Raw genomic sequence first — 16735 nt, forward strand, 5'->3', positions numbered from 1 at the left:
CCGCGCAACTGGCCGAGCGCGGCCGCGATACGCTGCTGCTGCAAAGTGCCGCCGCCGACCGCGACACCTACCTGCAACGCCCCGACCTCGGCCGCCGGCTCAACGAGGAATCGGCGGACATCCTGCGCCGCCATGCCGACCGCCATCCGCAGGGCTACGACCTGGCCGTGGTGATCGCCGACGGCCTCTCCTCGCTGGCCGTGCAACGCCACAGCCTGCCCTTCCTCGAACGCATGGAAGAACAGGCGCGCAACGAAGGCTGGAGCCTGTCGCCGGTCGCCCTGGTGCAGCAGGGCCGGGTCGCGGTGGCCGACGAAGTAGCCGAACTGCTGCGGGCGAAAATGGTGGTGATCCTGATCGGCGAGCGCCCCGGCCTGTCCTCGCCGGACAGCCTGGGCCTGTACTTCACCTGGGCGCCCAAGGTCGGGCTGAACGACGCCTACCGCAACTGCATCTCCAACGTGCGCCTGGAAGGATTGAGCTACGGCCTCGCCGCCCACCGGCTGCTCTACCTGATGCGCGAAGCCTGCCGCCGCCAGCTGTCGGGAGTGAACCTGAAGGACGAAGCGCAACTGCCGGTGCTGGAAGGAGAAGGCGGCCAGGTGCGGGGCAACTTCCTGCTCGGCGGCTGAGTGCGCACGGCGTACCTGTGAACGCGACCACATGCCGCGCCGGGGATCGCGGGCTTTAAGAATTGTCTTAAATCGCCCCTCCCGTTCGTCGCGATAAAACCTCGCCATTGAGCAACGTGCTGCGGCACCCAGGGCTGCGCCGGCAGGCCCAGTCGATGGCGAGATCATGGATTCACCGAGTACCGCTACCTCCGCGCGGCTTGCCGCCCAACATGGTTTCACCCTGATCGAGGCCATGGTGACCATCGCGATCCTGGCGATCCTGCTCGCCATCGCGGTGCCCTCCTTTGACCTGCTGATCAACCGCAACCGCGCCCAGGGAAGCGGCAAGCAGTTGATCGCCCTGCTGCAGTACGCCCGTGCGCAGGCACAGATCAGCCACCAGGAAATCAGCGTCACCCCGCAGACCGCCGGTGACTGGACCTCGCCGCTGGTGGTGTCGCAGCGACGTGGCGGCGACCTGGCGGGCAGCCAGGCCATCGAGTTGCGCCGCAGCCGCCTCGACGACGCCGCCCAGGTGCAGGTGCGCACCAGCACCAGCGCCGCCCGGGTGGTCTTCGATGGCAACGGCATCGCCGAATCCGGCCTCGACTATCCCCTGGCGTTCACCTTCAGTTCCGGCAGCTACCGCAGCAAGGTCTGCCTGCAGCGCAGTGGAGCGGTGTGGGCATGCGAATGACGCCAGCGCGCCAGCAGGGGTTCTACCTGATCGAGGTCATGGTGGCGGTGATGCTCACCAGCGTGGCGCTGCTGGGCATGCTGGCCTTGCAGGCGCGCAGCATCACCTACGCCCACGACAGCCAGCAGCGGCAGAACGCGATCCTCCTGGCCGCCGACCTCGCCCGCAGCCTGCAGGCCAACCGCGAGGGGCTGGTGCGCAACGGCAAGCTCAAGGCCGGAGCGCCCTTCCTGGTGGGCAGCGGCAGCCCTTTCCCCAGCCTGGGCAGCGGCGAATCCTGCGTGACCAGCGGCCTGGGCAGCAATGACCGGATCCGCCGCGAACTGGCCTGCTGGGCTGCGCAGGTGCAGCGCCGGCTGGTCACCGACGAGGCACTGCTCAGGGAATCCACCTTCATCTGCGCCACCCGCGACGGCAAATCCTGCGCCAATGGTTCCGAGCAGCCGCTGCTGCTGATCCAGATCGCCTGGCACAGCCGCAACTGCCGCAGCGGCAGCCCGACCACCGCCGACGATGCCGACGCCGCCTGCCTGAGCGCGGACGATGATGGCGGCGTCGAGCGCCATCGCCTGAGTTTCCAGCCATGACCGCCAGGACGCAGCAAGGCCTTTCGCTGATCGAGCTCATGGTGGCCCTGGCGCTCGGTGCGCTGCTGCTGTTCAGCGTGCTGCAGATCTACCTGTCCGGCAGCGACCACGCCGCCTTCAACCATGCCCAGCAGCAGAACCAGAGCCGCGCGCGCTTCATTCTCGACCTGCTGCAGAACCAGGCCGGGCATGCCGGCTACGTCGCCTGGCAGCGCCATGCCGTGGCCGCGGATGCCGCGCAATCCGACTTCGTCCTCGATCGCGAAGGTCCCTTCCCGGCGCTGCAGGACAGCCGCACCGGCTGCAGCTTCGCCGACGCCAAGGTCAGCGCCGTGGATGCTAACGGCAAGGGCCTGTGCCTGCGTTTCCAGCGCTCGCAGCGAGTCGACGCGCAATTCCTGCAGGACTGCAGCGGCGGTGCCCTCTACAGCGATTCCGACAGCAGCACGCCGGCGGTACTGGTGAGCCACCTGTATCTCGCGGACGGCGAGCTGCGCTGCCGGACCAATAACACCGCCTCCACCGGCGAAAGCGTGCTGGCCAGCGGCATCCACGACCTGCGCTTCGTCGCGGCCTCGGTCAACCAGGTCCGCGTCGGCCTGGTGCTGACCTCGACCCGCTCCCTGCTGCCGGAGAACTGCACCTACCAGGACCCGCTCGGCGACCAGCAGCGGGACACCGGCACGCGCGGGCTTTGCAGCGCCTTCGCGCAGACGCTCTACCTGAGGAACCAGCCATGAACCGGCAACGCGGACAGACCCTGCTGATCGCCCTGATCCTGCTGCTCGCCCTGAGCCTGCTGACCCTGGGCAACCTGCGCAGCGGCCTGCTGCTGGACAACAGCCTCGCCGACGCCCGCGACTACCAGGCGGCACTCGGCGGCGCCACCTCGGCGGTCAACGAGGCGCTGTACCGCAGCCGCCACAGCCCCGGCATGGCGGTAGGCACGCTCACCGATTGCATCGATACCCCGCAGGAGCAGCAACAGGTGCTGCTCTGCGACCGCCTCTGGCTGAACCCGTCGGACGCGGCCAGCAGCGCGCTCATCAAACAGGCCCGCCCCTATCGCGGCAACGACCTCGCCAGCCCCGGCGAGCTGGACGAACTGAGCCGTGCGCCGCGCTGGTATGTCGCCGCGCAGTGCGAAAGCCGCTCCTCCAGCGCCATGGCCGACTGCCTCGCCGGCAGCGGCACGTTGCTGCTGCAGGTGAACGCCCTCGCCACCGGCATCACCGACCAGGCCCAGGTCCGCCTGCAGGAGTACGCCCGTGTGCAACGCTGAAACGCTCCTGCGCGGCGCGGTGCTGGGCGCCGCCCTGCTCCTCGGCGGCAATGCGGCAGCCGCGACGCCGAGCCAGGCGCCGCTGTTCCTGGTGGAAGACGTCTCGCCGAACCTGATCGTCACCCTCGACGACTCCGGCAGCATGACCAGCGCCTACACCCCGGACGGCATGAGCTCCTACAGCATCGCCAACCGCTCCAGCGCCTACAACCCGATGTACTACAACCCGGCGATCACCTACGAAGCGCCCTGGAAGGTCACCTTCAGCGGCGGGCGCCTGGTCAGCGAGCGCTACACCACCAGCTTCGACAAGGCCTACTACGACGGCTTCCTCACCCTGCAGACCGGTACGCTGGACCTGAACCGCTACACCGGCAACGGCTACAGCCAGAATGCCACGCAGGCGGTCAACAGTACCGATGCCTACCAGCGCTATGCGCACTACTACCAGTTCGACGCCGCCTGCCCGCACGCGCGCAACGTGGCAACCAGCAGCCTGAGCGCCGTGCAGAACTGCGCCGCCGACTCCTCGTACACCAGCGCCAATTCCTGCACGCGGACCTGCTTCGCGCCGAAGTGGGTCACCACCGTTGCGGAGAAGCAGAACTACGCCCACTGGTTTTCCTTCTACCGCACCCGCCAGCTCGCCACGCGCACCGCCGCGAACCTGGCATTGTTCGACCTGCCCGATCACATCCGCGTCACCTGGCAGGGGCTGAACAGCTGCTACAACACGAACTTCAACCTCTCCTCCACGGCCTGCGGCAACCAGACCCTGGCCGCCTTCGCCAATCAGCACAAGGCGGACTTCTTCAACTTCACCAGCCGCCTGGCCGCCAGTGGCGGAACGCAGTTGGGTACCGCCCAGAACCGGGTCAACAGCTACCTCTCCAACACCACCGCCTACAATCCCTACGCCCGTGTACCGGGCAACACGCGCGAAGTGAAGACCGAGTACGCCTGCCGCCCTACCTATCACCTGCTGATGACCGACGGTTTCGGTGACGGCTCCGGCGGCAGCAACGCCGATGGCACTACCCGCATGCTGCCGGACGGCAAATCCTTCCCCGCCCAGGCGCCCTACTACGACAAGTGGTCCAATACGCTGGCCGACAACATCTTCCTCGGCTGGGCCACCGATGCGCGCACCGACCTGGAGAACAAGGTCCCGCCGCGCTACCGCGACGGCAACGACTACTGGAACCCGAAGAACGATCCCGCCACCTGGCAGCACGTCACCACCTACACGGTGGGCCTGGGGCTTGGCCCGACGCTGAAGTACCTGCAGTGGGGCGGCGACACCTACTCGGGGTCCTACCCGCAACTGCTCAACGGCAGCAAAACCTGGCCAAACCCCAGCGGCAGCACCAGCCTGGATGGCATGACGGTGACCGCCAACGAAGGCAAGGTGGCGGCGCTCTGGCACGGCGCGCTGAACTCGCGCGGGGAGTTCTTCAGCGCCGACTCCACCAGCGAACTGGTACAGGCCTTCCAGGCCATCGTCAGCAGCATCTCCACCAGCCAGCTGGCGGTGTCCGCGGCCGGCGCCAGCTCGACCTCGCTGAGCACCGACAACCACCTCTACCGCGCCAGCTACCAACCCACCGACTGGAGCGGAGATATCCTGCAGTACCGTCTCGACGCCGACGGCAACGCCCAGGCCAACAGCGCCCTGTCCTTCCGCAACCAGCTCGACCAGCGCTCCCCGGCCAGTCGCCGTATACAGGTCAACACGCGCCCCGAGCGCCCGGATGGAAACCTCCAGGCGTTCACCTGGAACAACCTCGCCGCCTCGCAGCAGGAACTGCTCGACCGCGCGCCGGGCACCCAGAACCGCGATGGCCTCGGCGAACGCCGGGTCGCCTGGCTGCGCGGCGAGCGCAGCGACGAAGACGGGCTCTTTCGTGCACGCAACCACCTGCTCGGCGACATCATCTACTCCACGCCGGTAGTCGTCGGCGCGCCCTCCGCCGTCACCTACTACCTGGAGAAAGCAGCTCGCGCGACGGGCTACGAAGCCTTCCGCCAGACCCACGCGGACCGCGAACGGCGTATCTATGTCGGCGCCAACGACGGCATGCTGCATGCCTTCGACGAGTCGGGACGAGAACGCTGGGCCTTCATCCCCGCCGCGGTGGTCGACAAGCTCAACTACCTGTCGGCGAAGAACTACGCCGGGCGCTCGGAAGAGGAAAACACCAACAACCTGCACCGCTTCTTCGTCGATGGCACGGCCGTCACCCAGGACGTCCACTTCGACGGAGCCTGGCGCAGCGTCCTGGTCATGGCGCCCGGTCGCGGCGGACGCGGCCTGTTCGCCCTCGACATCACCGACCCGGACACCCCGCAGCTGCTCTGGGAACACTCCGCCAGCACCACCGACCGCGACGGCAAGGCCATCGATTTCGGCTACCTGCTGGAACGCCCGGTCATCACCTACTTCGGCGGCGAACCTTACGTGCTCACCGGCAATGGCTACGACGCCGGCAAGGGCTATTCGCTGTCGATCCGCCTCGCCGACGGCCGCATCGACGCCGCGAGCCACGCCCCCGGCGGGGACGGCGAGGTGGGCAGCCTGGTCGCCTGGACCCAGGCCGCCAGCCCGGGCGAACTCGCCCAGCGCTACTACGGCAACCTGCAGGGCGACCTGTACCGGCAGAGCGCTATCGATTCCGCCGCGACCCTGCTCGCCAGCATCGCCAACGCGCGCAGCCAGTCGCTCAGCGCGGCGCCGGAAGTCACCCAGCACCCTCGCGGCGGGCAACTGGTGATGGCCGGCACCGGCAAGTATTTCGAAGGCAGCGACAAGGAAGGTCCCGCCACCGTGCAGTCGCTCTATGGCCTCTGGGACCAGACCGACTACCTCGCCCATGTCGACGGCGCCGGTTCCCCGACCACCCTGACCAGGCTGGCCGACCTGCAGCGCCAGACACTCACCGAGGAAACCGTCAGCCACAGCGGCGGCAGCACGCGGGTCCGCCAGTTGAGCAGCCAGGGCGTGGCCTGGGACAGCACCGGCAAGCGCGGCGTCGGCATCCGCGGCTGGTACTTCGATCTGGCGGACAGCGAAATGATCCTCGACCAGCCCTTCATGCTCGGCGACGTGCTCTTCGTCACCGTCAGCAAGCCCAACGCCGACCCCTGCAGCGCCGGCATCACCTACTGGCTGCTGGCAGTCAACCCGAAGACCGGCGGCGCGCTGGACTTCAACGTCTTCGACCTGGCCGGCGATGGCTCCTTCAGCGAAAGCGCCAGCGGTATCCAGATCGACGGGCCGGTGACGCGGATCGGCGACAACCTCTACACCCCCGACGGCAACCGCCTGCCCGTGCAGCTCTTCGACCCGGTCAACCAGGGCCGCTTCAACTGGCAGATCCTGAACTTCAACCTGCCCACGGGGTATCCCTGATGCACGAACGCGCCCGGTCGTCCGGGCAGGCCCGGGGCTTCACGCTGATCGAGCTGATGGTGGTGGTTTCCATCCTCGCGCTGCTGGCCGGCATTGCCATCCCCAGCTACCGCCAGTTCGTCCTGCGCGCCAACCGCAGCGAGGCGCAGACCCTGTTGCACGATGCGGCCGTCCAGCAGGAGCGCTATCTGGCGCAGTACAGCCGCTACACCGACGATGCGACCCGGCTCGCCTTCGGCTATCCACTGGCCGAGGGCAAGCGCTTCTCGCCGAACCGGCTGTATGAACTGCAGGCCGAACTCATCGACGGCGATGCCCGCCGCTACCGGCTGACCGCCCTGCGCCGAGGCGCCCAGGCGCAGGACAGCGAGTGCGGCGACTTCACCCTGGATAACCAGGGCAACCGCGGCACCAGCGCCGGCAGCCTGGACAACTGCTGGCGCTGATCAAACGCTCGCTTGGATTGCGCTTTCCACAAATTCTGGTGCAGCATCGGACCAATGGCTATTCGCTGGCATAGCCCCTGCATTGCCATACCAGCCCATTCACTCCCTCCCGCCGAGGCCCGCTTATGCGCATCGTGCAAGCCACGCTCGACCACCTCGATCTGCTCGCGCCGCTGTTCGTCAAGTACCGCGAGTTCTACGGCATGCTTCCCTACCCCGAATCCTCGCGAAAATTCCTCGAGAAGCGCCTGCGCCGCAAGGAATCGGTGATCTACCTGGCCCTGCCGGATGACGACGACAGCAAGCTGCTGGGCTTCTGCCAGCTCTACCCGAGCTTCTCCTCGCTGTCGCTCAAGCGCGTGTGGATCCTCAACGACATCTATGTCGCCGAAGAGGCGCGCCGCCAGCTGGTCGCCGACCACCTGCTGCAGACCGCCCGGCAGATGGCCCGCGAAACCCAGGCCGTGCGCATGCGGGTGTCCACCAGCGTGAACAACGAAGTGGCGCAGAAGGTCTACGAGTCCATCGGCTTCCGCGAGGACAGCGAGTTCAAGAACTACATCCTGCCGATCAGCGACGACCTGAACTGACGGCCTGATTCGAGCTGCAGCGCGGCCCGCTGGCGTCGGCGGGCCTGGCACATTAAAGTGCCATTATCGGAATCGCCGCGGCCTCCGCCCAAGGGATCCCATGGGTATTTCCCTGCTCGTCCTGCGCACCGCCTGTCTCTGCCTCGCACTCCTGGGCGCCGTCGCCCAGGCCCAGACCCTGCGCGTCGCCACCCTGGAGTGGGCGCCCTACGTCGGCAGCGACCTGCCGGGCAACGGGCTGGCCAGCCGTATCCTCAGCGAAGCCCTGGCGCTCAACGGCGACAAGGCCGAACTGGTGTTCCTGCCCTGGCAAAGAGCCCTCAACGAAACCCGCGAAGGCCGCTTCGACGCCCTGATGCCGGCGTACCTGTCGCCGGACCGCAGCCAGGACTTCTACACCTCCATGCCGCTGCTGGACTCCCAGCTCGGCTTCTTCCGCCGTCGCGACCGCGCCCTGCCGATCAACCCGCGCGATCTCGATACCCTGCGTCCCTATCGCATCGGCGTGGTGCGCGGCTACGTCAACCAGCAAGGCTTCGACGCCGCCGACTTCCTCAACAAGGAGGTGGTCAGCAGCGACTGGCAGAACCTGGAAAAACTCCTGCGCGGGCGCATCGACCTTGCCGTGGTGGACCGTTACACCGGCTACCAGTTGCTCAGCCAGAACGCCCCGGCGCTACGCGAACAGCTGGAATTCATCGAGCCGCCGCTGGAGGTCAAGCCGCTCTATGTTCTGGTGCCCCGAAAGCTCGCCGAAGGCGAGGCCCTGGCCGCCAGCCTCGACCGCGGCCTGCGCACCCTGCGGCGCAGCGGCCGCCTGCAGCAGCTGATCGCCGAGGCGCGCCTGGAAAGCGCGATGAACACCCGCGAAGTCGCTGCGCATCCGCTGGCCGAACAGCTGCCGGCAACCGCCGAACGGCATGGCGCGGCCTTGTCGCCCAGGACCACGACGGAACTGCTGAGCTGGCAGGCGAGCCTGCTCTGATCTCCTCACCTCAACGCCCCGCTATTTGTCACAAGGCGTTGCCGCGCTCACAGCGCCAGGATTTTCACGCAGAAGCTGTAATATCCTCCCGCGGACTTTCGTCGCAGGATTCGACGTAGCACGCCCCGGCAGTCCGGCCACGCCTTTATACTGGGCGGCCCGGCCGTTCACCTTGTTGTCAGACAGGCTTCTCATGGAATTCAACCCGATCGACCTGATTCTCCACCTCGACAGCTACCTGTCGCTGGCGGTGGCCAACTATGGCACCTGGATCTACGCCATCCTCTTCCTGGTGATCTTCTGCGAAACCGGCCTGGTGGTAACGCCCTTCCTGCCGGGCGACTCCCTGCTCTTCATCGCCGGCGCCATCTGCGCCACCGGCGGCATGGACCCGTGGATGCTCGGCGGCCTGCTGCTGCTGGCGGCGATCAGCGGCGACAGCACCAACTATGTGATCGGCCGAACCCTGGGCAAGCGCCTGTTCAGCAAGCCGGACTCCAAGGTCTTCCGCCGCGACTACTTGGACCAGACCCACGCCTTCTACGAGCGCCACGGCGGCAAGACCGTCACCCTCGCGCGCTTCCTGCCCATCGTGCGCACCTTCGCGCCCTTCGTCGCCGGCATGGCCTACATGCCCTACGCGCGCTTCCTGTTCTTCAGCGTGGCCGGCAGCATCGCCTGGGTCGGCGGCCTGGTGACCCTGGGCTTCTTCTTCGGCAACGTGCCCTTCATCAAGCAGAACCTCTCGGTGATGATCATCGGCATCATCGCCTTCTCGCTGCTGCCCATGGTGATCGGCTTCATCCGCCACAAGCTGCGCCCCTCGGCCAAGGCCCAGCCCGGCGAGCGCTGATCGTCCATGTGGTCGTTCAGCGCCTGGCGCCGCCGGCGCTTCCTCGCCCGCTATCCGCTCGATCCCCAGCTGTGGGCGCAGGTGCGCCGGCACCAGCCGATCCTCGACGGCCTGAGCGAGGAGGAGCTGCGCCGGCTCGGCGAGCGCGCGCTGCTGTTCCTGCGCGACAAGCGCCTCTCGCCTTTGCCGGGCATCGAACTGGACGACTACCGCCGCCTGCTGCTGGCCACCCAGGCCGTGCTGCCGCTGCTGCACCTGCCGGAGCTGAACTGGTACGGCGGCTTCCATGAGCTGGTGCTCTACCCCGACGACTTCGTCAGCCCGCAGAAACACCGCGACCCGGCGGGCGTCCTCCACGAGTTCGACGACGAACGCGCCGGCGAAACCTCGCTGCAGGGTCCGGTGATCCTTGCCTGGCCCGGCGTGGAAAGCGGCGGCGGCTGGGATGCCTACAACCTGGTGATCCACGAGCTGGCGCACAAGCTCGACATGCTCAATGGCGACGCCAATGGCCTGCCGCCGCTGCACCGCGACATGCGCGTCACCGACTGGGCAGCCGCCATGCAGGCCGCCTACGACGACCTCAACCGCCAGCTCGACCGCGACCCGCAGGCGCACACCGCCATCGACCCATACGCCGCCGAGAATCCCGCGGAGTTCTTCGCCGTCACCAGCGAGTACTTCTTTACCGCTCCGGACCTCCTGCAGGCTGCCTATCCCAAAGTCTATGAACAGCTTTCGCTGTTCTACCGGCAAGATCCGCTCTCGCGCCTGCACAAGCTTCAGGCCGAGCACCCCGAATATCAGGAAACTCGGGCGCACTAGGCGATGTCTGTGGCTTGGACCCGGCAATCTGCCTATAATCCGCCGCACTTTTTCGGCCCGACCACTATCTGGAGTCGTCCATGAGCTACAGCAGCATCCCGGCTGGCAAAGACCTGCCGAACGACATTTACGTCGCCATCGAGATCCCGGCCAACCACGCGCCGATCAAGTACGAAATCGACAAGGACACCGACTGCCTGTTCGTCGACCGTTTCATGGCCACCCCGATGTTCTACCCGGCCAACTACGGCTTCATCCCGAACACCCTGGCCGACGACGGTGACCCCCTGGACGTGCTGGTCGTGACCCCGTATCCGGTCGCTCCGGGCTCCGTGATCCGCGCCCGTCCCGTTGGCGTGCTGAACATGAGCGACGAAGCCGGCGGCGACGCCAAGCTGATCGCCGTGCCGCACGACAAACTGACCGTGCTGTACAAGGACGTGAAGGAATACACCGACCTGCCGGCTCTGCTGCTGGAGCAGATCAAGCACTTCTTCGAGAACTACAAGGATCTCGAGAAGGGCAAGTGGGTGAAGGTCGAAGGCTGGGGCGACGCCGCCCAGGCCCACGACTACATCACCAAGGCCGTCGCCGCCTTCCAGGCCAAGTGATGGTCGCGGGCTGACCCCGCCACGAAGAAGCCCCGCCCCGGCGGGGCTTTTTTATGACCGGGATTAGGCTTTTCGTCCCGACTTTGCTACCATCTGCGCCCCGCACGCAGCTCGCTGCGCTGCCACAGAATCAAGGCGGTCCGCCCTACCAGAAGTGAGGTTGGACCACCCCCTGAAAGCCGGCCACAAGCCGGCTTTTTTAATGCCCTCGATTTGCCCCGCAGCGCCCGCGCGCGCCCTGCCAGACCGCCCGCCGGCCAATGCGCCACTGCCGTCGGCCAGGCATAAGATCGGACTATTCCCCCGCCGGTCCGCTGCCAATGAAACGCACCTCATCCCTCCTGATCGCCCTGCTGCTGGCCGCCCCCCTGTTGGTCCAGGCGCAGGCGGCGGAGTGGAAGCTGGCCAAGAACCAGGACGGCGTGCAGGTCTACCTGAGCGAAGTACCCGGTTCGCGCTACAAGAGCTTCCGCGGCGTGACGCTGGTGAAATCCGACGTCGCCACCCTGGCCCACCTGCAGGAGAACCTGCGCGTCTCCTGCGCGTGGCTCTACGCCTGCGCGCAGATGCGCCTGCTCAAGTACAGCGACGAAGCCATCTGGGTTTACCTCGACACCAAACTCCCCTGGCCCGCCGCGCCGCGTGACCTGGTGCTGAAGGTGAGCACCGAGCAAACCCCCGATGGCGGCATGATCCGCCACCTGCAGGCCGCGCCGGACTATCTCCCGCCGGTGAAGGACCGCATCCGCGTGCCCAGCGTTTCCGGCACCTGGCAGATGATTCCCAGGGGCCCGCAGCTCACCGAGGTCACCTACGAGATGCGCGGCGAACCCGGCGGCAGCGTGCCATCGTGGCTTGCGAACCAGTTCGTGGTGGACGCGCCGTTCGAGTCGCTGCGCATGCTGAAAGTGGTGGCGGAGCACCAGGGCATCCAGAGCGAGGCAGGATACTGACAGAACCTGCCTGCCCAGGCGCCAGCCTTTCTCCGACAGTCGCTTCGCAAGTCTCTGCGTGATGCCGTGGATTCATCTCCCGGCCCGCAACAGGCCAGAAGCCAGCCGATAAACTCCTCTCTGCGTTATGGGTCAGCAGAAGCCCAACGATGCGTCCCGTACATGCCTCCGCAAGGACTCCGCAAAATCGATGATGAGCACGCTCGGTTCCAGACATGCGGCGTCGTGTTCTCAGACCAGGTGTCGGGCACTCCGGCCCATCAGGTGTAGACTGAGGCGATCAAGAGGACCTCGCCAGCATGGCCAATCTCTCCCCCATCTCATCCGAGTTCGAGACGAAAGAACAGGCGACCAGCTACGACCGCTGGTTTCGCCGCAAAGTGCAGGAGTCCCTGGAAGACCCGGGCCCTGGTACGCCCCACGATCAGATGATGGCCGAAATGGAGGCCGTCATTTCTCAAGCCGAGAAGCAGCGTCAGAACAAAGGCTGACGCGGTCGATCATCTGGCGAAACCGCGCCAGAACCGACCTGACGGACATCATCCGCTACATCGCCAAAGAGGATCCCCAGGCCGCCCGCCGCCTGTTGGATCGTCTGCAATCCGCAGTAGTGCCACTCGCAGACCATCCCCATCTGCACCGCACCGGACGGGTTCCTGGCACCCGGGAACTGGTCGCCCATCCGAACTACGTGCTCGTCTACCGGGTCACCGCCGAACATATCGAGATCGTCAGCGTTCTACACGCCCGCCAGGAATACCCCTGAGCCCGGTCTCACCCGCGCGGCAAGCGGCCTATTGAATGCCAGCGCAGCGCGCCGTGACCACTTTTTCCTAGGCCACCACCGACCACCTGTCCCTCCGTTTATTTGCCCGCAAAGCCCGTCTCTGCTAGTGTCGCGAGGTTTCCGAATACCCCCGCCGAGATGTCCGCATGGCCCGCAAGAAAGCTTCCCTCGACTTCGAACAGTCACTCGCCGAGCTGCAAACGCTGGTAGAGCGCCTGGAAAGCGGCGAGCTGTCGCTGGAGGACTCGCTGGGTGCCTTCGAGCAGGGCATCCGCCTGACCCGCGATTGCCAGGCGGCACTGACCCAGGCGGAGCAGAAGGTGCAGATCCTGCTGGAGCGCGACGGCGAGCTGAGCGAAGCGCCCTTCGATCCGGAAGGCGAAGACGCATGATCGCCGAGTACCAGGCGCGCTGTACGGCGCGTGTCGATGCTGCGCTGGAAAAACTCTTCGTCGCCCCCCGTGAAGAACTCACCCGCATCTACGCCGCCATGCGCTACAGCGTGGTCAACGGCGGCAAGCGCGTGCGCCCGCTGCTGGCCTACGCCGCCTGCGAAGCGCTGGGGGGCGAGGCCGAGCGCGCCGATGGCGCCGCCTGCGCGGTGGAGCTGATTCACGCCTACTCCCTGGTACACGACGACCTGCCGGCGATGGATGACGACGACCTGCGTCGCGGCCAGCCGACCACCCACATCGCCTTCGACGAAGCCTGCGCGATCCTCGCCGGCGACGGCCTGCAGGCGCTGGCTTTCGAGGTGATCGGTAACGCCCGGCTCAATCCGCAGGATGCCCAGACCCGCCTGGACATGCTGCTGGCCCTGACCCGCGCCGCCGGTTCCGCCGGCATGGTCGGCGGCCAGGCCATCGACCTGGAATCCGTGGGCCGCAGGATCGACCAGGCGGCGCTGGAAACCATGCACCGGCACAAGACCGGCGCGCTGATCGAAGCCAGCGTGCAGCTCGGCGCTCTGGCCAGCGGCCGCGCCGATGCCGCGTCCCTGGAAGCGCTGCGCCGCTACGCCGAGGCCGTGGGGCTGGCGTTCCAGGTGCAGGACGACATCCTCGACGTGGAAAGCGACACCGCCACCCTGGGCAAGACCCAGGGCAAGGACCAGGCCCACGACAAGCCGACCTACCCCGCCCTGCTCGGCCTCGATGCCGCCAAGGCCTATGCCCTGGCCCTGCGCGACCAGGCGCTGGGGGCGCTGGAAGGTTTCGGCGACAACGCCGAGCCGCTGCGCGCCCTCGCCCGCTACATCGTCGAACGCCGCCACTGATTCCCGGCACGCGCATTGCGTGTGCCAACCCAGCGATTCCTCCCGTTGTGATGACCGCTTGCCGGTGCTTCACTGCATCGGAGGGATTTCGTATACCATATTCCACAACCGCCTTCTGACCGGACTGCATCGTGCCGCTACGCAACGCCCCCAACCTGGGTATCGTCCCCTCCGCCTCGGAGACCATCGCCAAGCACCTGCGCGAGGCGATCATTTCCGGCCAGATGGCGGAAAACGAGCCGATCCGCCAGGACGACATCGCGCAGATCTTCAACGTCAGCAAGATCCCCGTGCGCGAGGCGCTCAAGCGCCTGGAAGCCGAGGGCCTGGTGGAGTTCCAGCGCAACAAGGGCGCGCTGGTGACGAAGATTTCCGAGCCGGAACTGGCGCAGATGTTCGAGGTGCGTGTCGTCCTCGAGGCCCAGGCGATCCGCCTTGCGGTGCCCAACATGACTGCCGAGACGTTCGAGCGCGCCGAGCGCATCTGTGCCGAGTTCGTCGGCGAGGACGATGTCGGCCGCTGGGCGGAACTGAACTGGGAACTGCACGCCTGCCTCTACGAGCCGGCCCAGCGACCCTATCTGGTCGGCCTGATCCGCTCGATCCACGACAAGCTGGAGCGTTACCTGCGCATGCAGATGAGCCTCTCCTCGGGCAAGGAGCGCGCCGACCACGAGCACCACGACATCCTCGACGCCTGCCGCGCCGGCGATGGCGAGCGGGCTGCGCGCCTGCTGGAAGAACATATCAACGGCGTCTGCCGCACGCTCTACGAGCATCTGCCGAACCGGCTCACTCCGAGTTAGGCAAAAGAATCCGCTGTGCCGATTTCATCATCGGCCCGGCGGAAAACCCTCAAGCTGCAATCCCCGCCCCGCGCCACCCTAGGGTCAATCACCAGACACCCCAGGGGGCAGCATGAAACGCATCCAGGTTCTCGATTCCCACACCGGCGGCGAACCCACGCGCCTGGTGCTCGACGGCTTTCCCGATCTGGGCAAGGGCAGCATGGCCGAACGCCGCGCGCTGCTGGCCAGCGAGCACGACAGCTGGCGCGCCGCGACCGTGCTGGAGCCGCGCGGCAGCGACGTGCTGGTCGGCGCGCTGCTCTGCGAGCCGGTGGACCCAAGCGCCTGCGCGGGGGTGATCTTCTTCAACAACACCGGCTACCTGGGCATGTGCGGCCACGGCACCATCGGCCTGGTGGTCTCGCTGGCGCACCTGGGGCGCATCGGCCCCGGCACCCACAGGATCGAGACGCCGGTGGGTACCGTCGAAGCGACCCTGCACGACGACCGCTCGGTGAGCGTGCGCAACGTCCCCTCCTACCGCTACCGCAAGCAGGTGCCTGTGCAAGTGCCCGGCCACGGTCTGGTGCATGGCGACATCGCCTGGGGCGGCAACTGGTTCTTCCTGATTGCCGATCATGGCCTGCGCGTCGCGGGCGACAACCTCGACGAGCTGACCGCCTACACCGTCGCCGTGCAGAAGGCGTTGGAAGGCCAGGGCATCCGTGGCGAAGACGGCGGGCTGATCGACCACATCGAACTGTTCGCCGACGACCCCGAAGCGGACAGCCGCAACTACGTGCTCTGCCCCGGCAAGGCCTATGACCGCTCGCCCTGCGGCACCGGCACCAGCGCCAAGCTGGCGTGCCTGGCCGCCGACGGCAAGCTCGCCGCCGGCGAAGCCTGGCGCCAGGCCAGCGTGATCGGCAGCCAGTTCGAAGGCCGCTTCGAGTGGATCGGCGAGCCGTCCGAGGGCCGCATCATCCCGACCATCCGCGGCCGCGCCAACATCAGCGCCGAGGCCACCCTGCTGCTGGAAGAGGACGATCCCTTCGCCTGGGGCATCCGCTCGTGAGCGATGCGGACATCATCGTCATCGGCGCCGGCATAGTCGGCGCCGCCTGCGCCCACGTCCTCGCCTGCCGTGGCCTGGACGTGCTTGTGCTGGACGCGCGACTGCCCGGCGCCACCGCCGTCGGCATGGGCCACCTGCTGGTGCTCGACGACAACGCCGCCGAACTGGCCCTGAGCAACTACTCGCTGCAGCGCTGGCGCGAGTGGGGCCACGACATGCCCGCCGAGTGTGCCTACCGCAGCAACGGCACCATGTGGCTGGCCGCCAATGACGAGGAGATGGCCGAAGCCGAACGCAAACTCGCCGTGCTGCGCGAGCACGGCGTTGCCGCGAAACTGCTGAACAGCGCCGAGCTGCAGCAGGAAGAACCCGAGCTGCGCAAGGACCTGCACGGCGGGCTGGAGATCACCGGTGACGGCATCCTCTACGCGCCGCGCGCCGCCGCCTGGCTGTTGGAATCGGCGCCCAGACCGATCCGCCAGCGCCAGGCGAAAGTGGTGGAGATCGACGAACCCCGCGTACGTCTCGACAACGGCCAATGGCTGAGCGCCAAGGCCGTGGTGCTGGCCAACGGAATCCAGGCCGGCGAGTTGTGTCCGGGCCTGCCCATCGAGCCGAAGAAAGGCCACCTGCTGATCACCGACCGCTATCCCGGCAAGGTGCGCCGCACGCTGGTCGAGTTGGGCTACGTGACCAGCGCGCACAACGCCAGCGGCCCGTCGGTGGCCTGCAACATCCAGCCGCGCCCCACCGGGCAATTGTTCATCGGCGCCTCGCGGCAGTTCGGCACCACCGACCCGCAGGTGGAAGGCTGGATGCTGGCAAAGATGCTGCGTCGCGCCGTGGACTACATGCCCGGCTTGGCCAAGCTCAACGTGATCCGCAGCTGGGCCGGCTTCCGCGCCGCCAGCCCCGACGGCCTGCCGCTGGTGGGCGAACACCCGCAGCGCCCCGGAC

General features: G+C 67.1%; 20 protein-coding genes. All 20 read left to right on the top strand.

Going from position 1 to position 16735, the window contains the following annotated elements; genetic code table 11:
* Window positions 1-632, top strand: a 632-nt coding sequence (gene eutC, locus ACCC94_RS18880; RefSeq protein ID WP_413351033.1) for an ethanolamine ammonia-lyase subunit EutC, incomplete at its 5' end; no start/stop codon positions are given.
* Between the two features lie 166 nt (window positions 633-798).
* On the top strand, window positions 799-1311 hold the full coding sequence (locus ACCC94_RS18885; RefSeq protein ID WP_413351034.1) for a GspH/FimT family pseudopilin: 513 nt from the start codon (window positions 799-801) through the stop codon (window positions 1309-1311).
* Window positions 1302-1898, top strand: a complete 597-nt coding sequence (gene pilV / locus ACCC94_RS18890) for a type IV pilus modification protein PilV (RefSeq protein WP_413351035.1) — start codon at window positions 1302-1304, stop codon at window positions 1896-1898. The genes ACCC94_RS18885 and pilV overlap by 10 nt, the downstream gene beginning before the upstream one ends.
* Window positions 1895-2638 carry a PilW family protein gene (locus ACCC94_RS18895; protein ID WP_413351036.1) on the top strand — a complete coding sequence of 248 codons (744 nt, stop codon included), beginning with the start codon at window positions 1895-1897 and terminating at the stop codon, window positions 2636-2638. The genes pilV and ACCC94_RS18895 overlap by 4 nt, the downstream gene beginning before the upstream one ends.
* Entirely contained in the window at window positions 2635-3180 is a 546-nt protein-coding gene (locus ACCC94_RS18900; RefSeq protein ID WP_413351037.1) for a hypothetical protein, read from the top strand. The genes ACCC94_RS18895 and ACCC94_RS18900 overlap by 4 nt, the downstream gene beginning before the upstream one ends.
* Complete coding sequence (locus ACCC94_RS18905) at window positions 3167-6589, top strand: pilus assembly protein (protein WP_413351038.1); 3423 nt, start codon at window positions 3167-3169, stop codon at window positions 6587-6589. The genes ACCC94_RS18900 and ACCC94_RS18905 overlap by 14 nt, the downstream gene beginning before the upstream one ends.
* Complete coding sequence (locus ACCC94_RS18910) at window positions 6589-7035, top strand: type IV pilin protein (protein ID WP_413351039.1); 447 nt, start codon at window positions 6589-6591, stop codon at window positions 7033-7035. The genes ACCC94_RS18905 and ACCC94_RS18910 overlap by 1 nt, the downstream gene beginning before the upstream one ends.
* 125 nt (window positions 7036-7160) lie before the next feature.
* Window positions 7161-7625: a GNAT family N-acetyltransferase gene (locus ACCC94_RS18915; protein WP_413351040.1), complete on the top strand. Its 465-nt coding sequence runs from the start codon at window positions 7161-7163 to the stop codon at window positions 7623-7625.
* Window positions 7626-7725: 100 nt separating this feature from the next.
* Window positions 7726-8610 carry a substrate-binding periplasmic protein gene (locus ACCC94_RS18920; protein WP_413351041.1) on the top strand — a complete coding sequence of 295 codons (885 nt, stop codon included), beginning with the start codon at window positions 7726-7728 and terminating at the stop codon, window positions 8608-8610.
* Between the two features lie 193 nt (window positions 8611-8803).
* Window positions 8804-9463 (top strand): DedA family protein, encoded by a 660-nt coding sequence (locus ACCC94_RS18925; protein ID WP_413351042.1) that lies wholly within the window; start codon window positions 8804-8806, stop codon window positions 9461-9463.
* Between the two features lie 6 nt (window positions 9464-9469).
* Complete coding sequence (locus ACCC94_RS18930; protein ID WP_413351043.1) at window positions 9470-10288, top strand: zinc-dependent peptidase; 819 nt, start codon at window positions 9470-9472, stop codon at window positions 10286-10288.
* A gap of 80 nt (window positions 10289-10368) precedes the next feature.
* Entirely contained in the window at window positions 10369-10899 is a 531-nt protein-coding gene (gene ppa / locus ACCC94_RS18935; RefSeq protein ID WP_017521720.1) for an inorganic diphosphatase, read from the top strand.
* Between the two features lie 320 nt (window positions 10900-11219).
* On the top strand, window positions 11220-11852 hold the full coding sequence (locus tag ACCC94_RS18940) for an START domain-containing protein (RefSeq protein WP_413351044.1): 633 nt from the start codon (window positions 11220-11222) through the stop codon (window positions 11850-11852).
* A gap of 299 nt (window positions 11853-12151) precedes the next feature.
* Entirely contained in the window at window positions 12152-12343 is a 192-nt protein-coding gene (locus tag ACCC94_RS18945; RefSeq protein WP_413351045.1) for a stability determinant, read from the top strand.
* 8 nt (window positions 12344-12351) lie between these two features.
* Entirely contained in the window at window positions 12352-12618 is a 267-nt protein-coding gene (locus tag ACCC94_RS18950) for a type II toxin-antitoxin system RelE/ParE family toxin (protein WP_413351050.1), read from the top strand.
* A 167-nt stretch (window positions 12619-12785) separates the two neighbouring features.
* A complete protein-coding gene (locus tag ACCC94_RS18955) occupies window positions 12786-13031 on the top strand; it encodes an exodeoxyribonuclease VII small subunit (RefSeq protein ID WP_024764669.1) in 246 nt (81 codons plus the stop codon).
* A complete protein-coding gene (gene ispA / locus ACCC94_RS18960; RefSeq protein WP_413351046.1) occupies window positions 13028-13915 on the top strand; it encodes a (2E,6E)-farnesyl diphosphate synthase in 888 nt (295 codons plus the stop codon). Before ACCC94_RS18955 ends, ispA begins: the two co-directional genes overlap by 4 nt.
* A 131-nt stretch (window positions 13916-14046) precedes the next feature.
* Window positions 14047-14721: a GntR family transcriptional regulator gene (locus tag ACCC94_RS18965; protein ID WP_413351047.1), complete on the top strand. Its 675-nt coding sequence runs from the start codon at window positions 14047-14049 to the stop codon at window positions 14719-14721.
* 112 nt (window positions 14722-14833) lie between these two features.
* On the top strand, window positions 14834-15778 hold the full coding sequence (locus ACCC94_RS18970; protein WP_413351048.1) for a 4-hydroxyproline epimerase: 945 nt from the start codon (window positions 14834-14836) through the stop codon (window positions 15776-15778).
* Window positions 15775-16735, top strand: a 961-nt coding sequence (locus ACCC94_RS18975) for an NAD(P)/FAD-dependent oxidoreductase (RefSeq protein WP_413351049.1), incomplete at its 3' end; no start/stop codon positions are given. The genes ACCC94_RS18970 and ACCC94_RS18975, both read left to right, overlap by 4 nt.

It is taken from the genome of Pseudomonas sp. Pseusp97, assembly GCF_047304025.1.
Taxonomy (GTDB): Bacteria; Pseudomonadota; Gammaproteobacteria; order Pseudomonadales; family Pseudomonadaceae; genus Pseudomonas.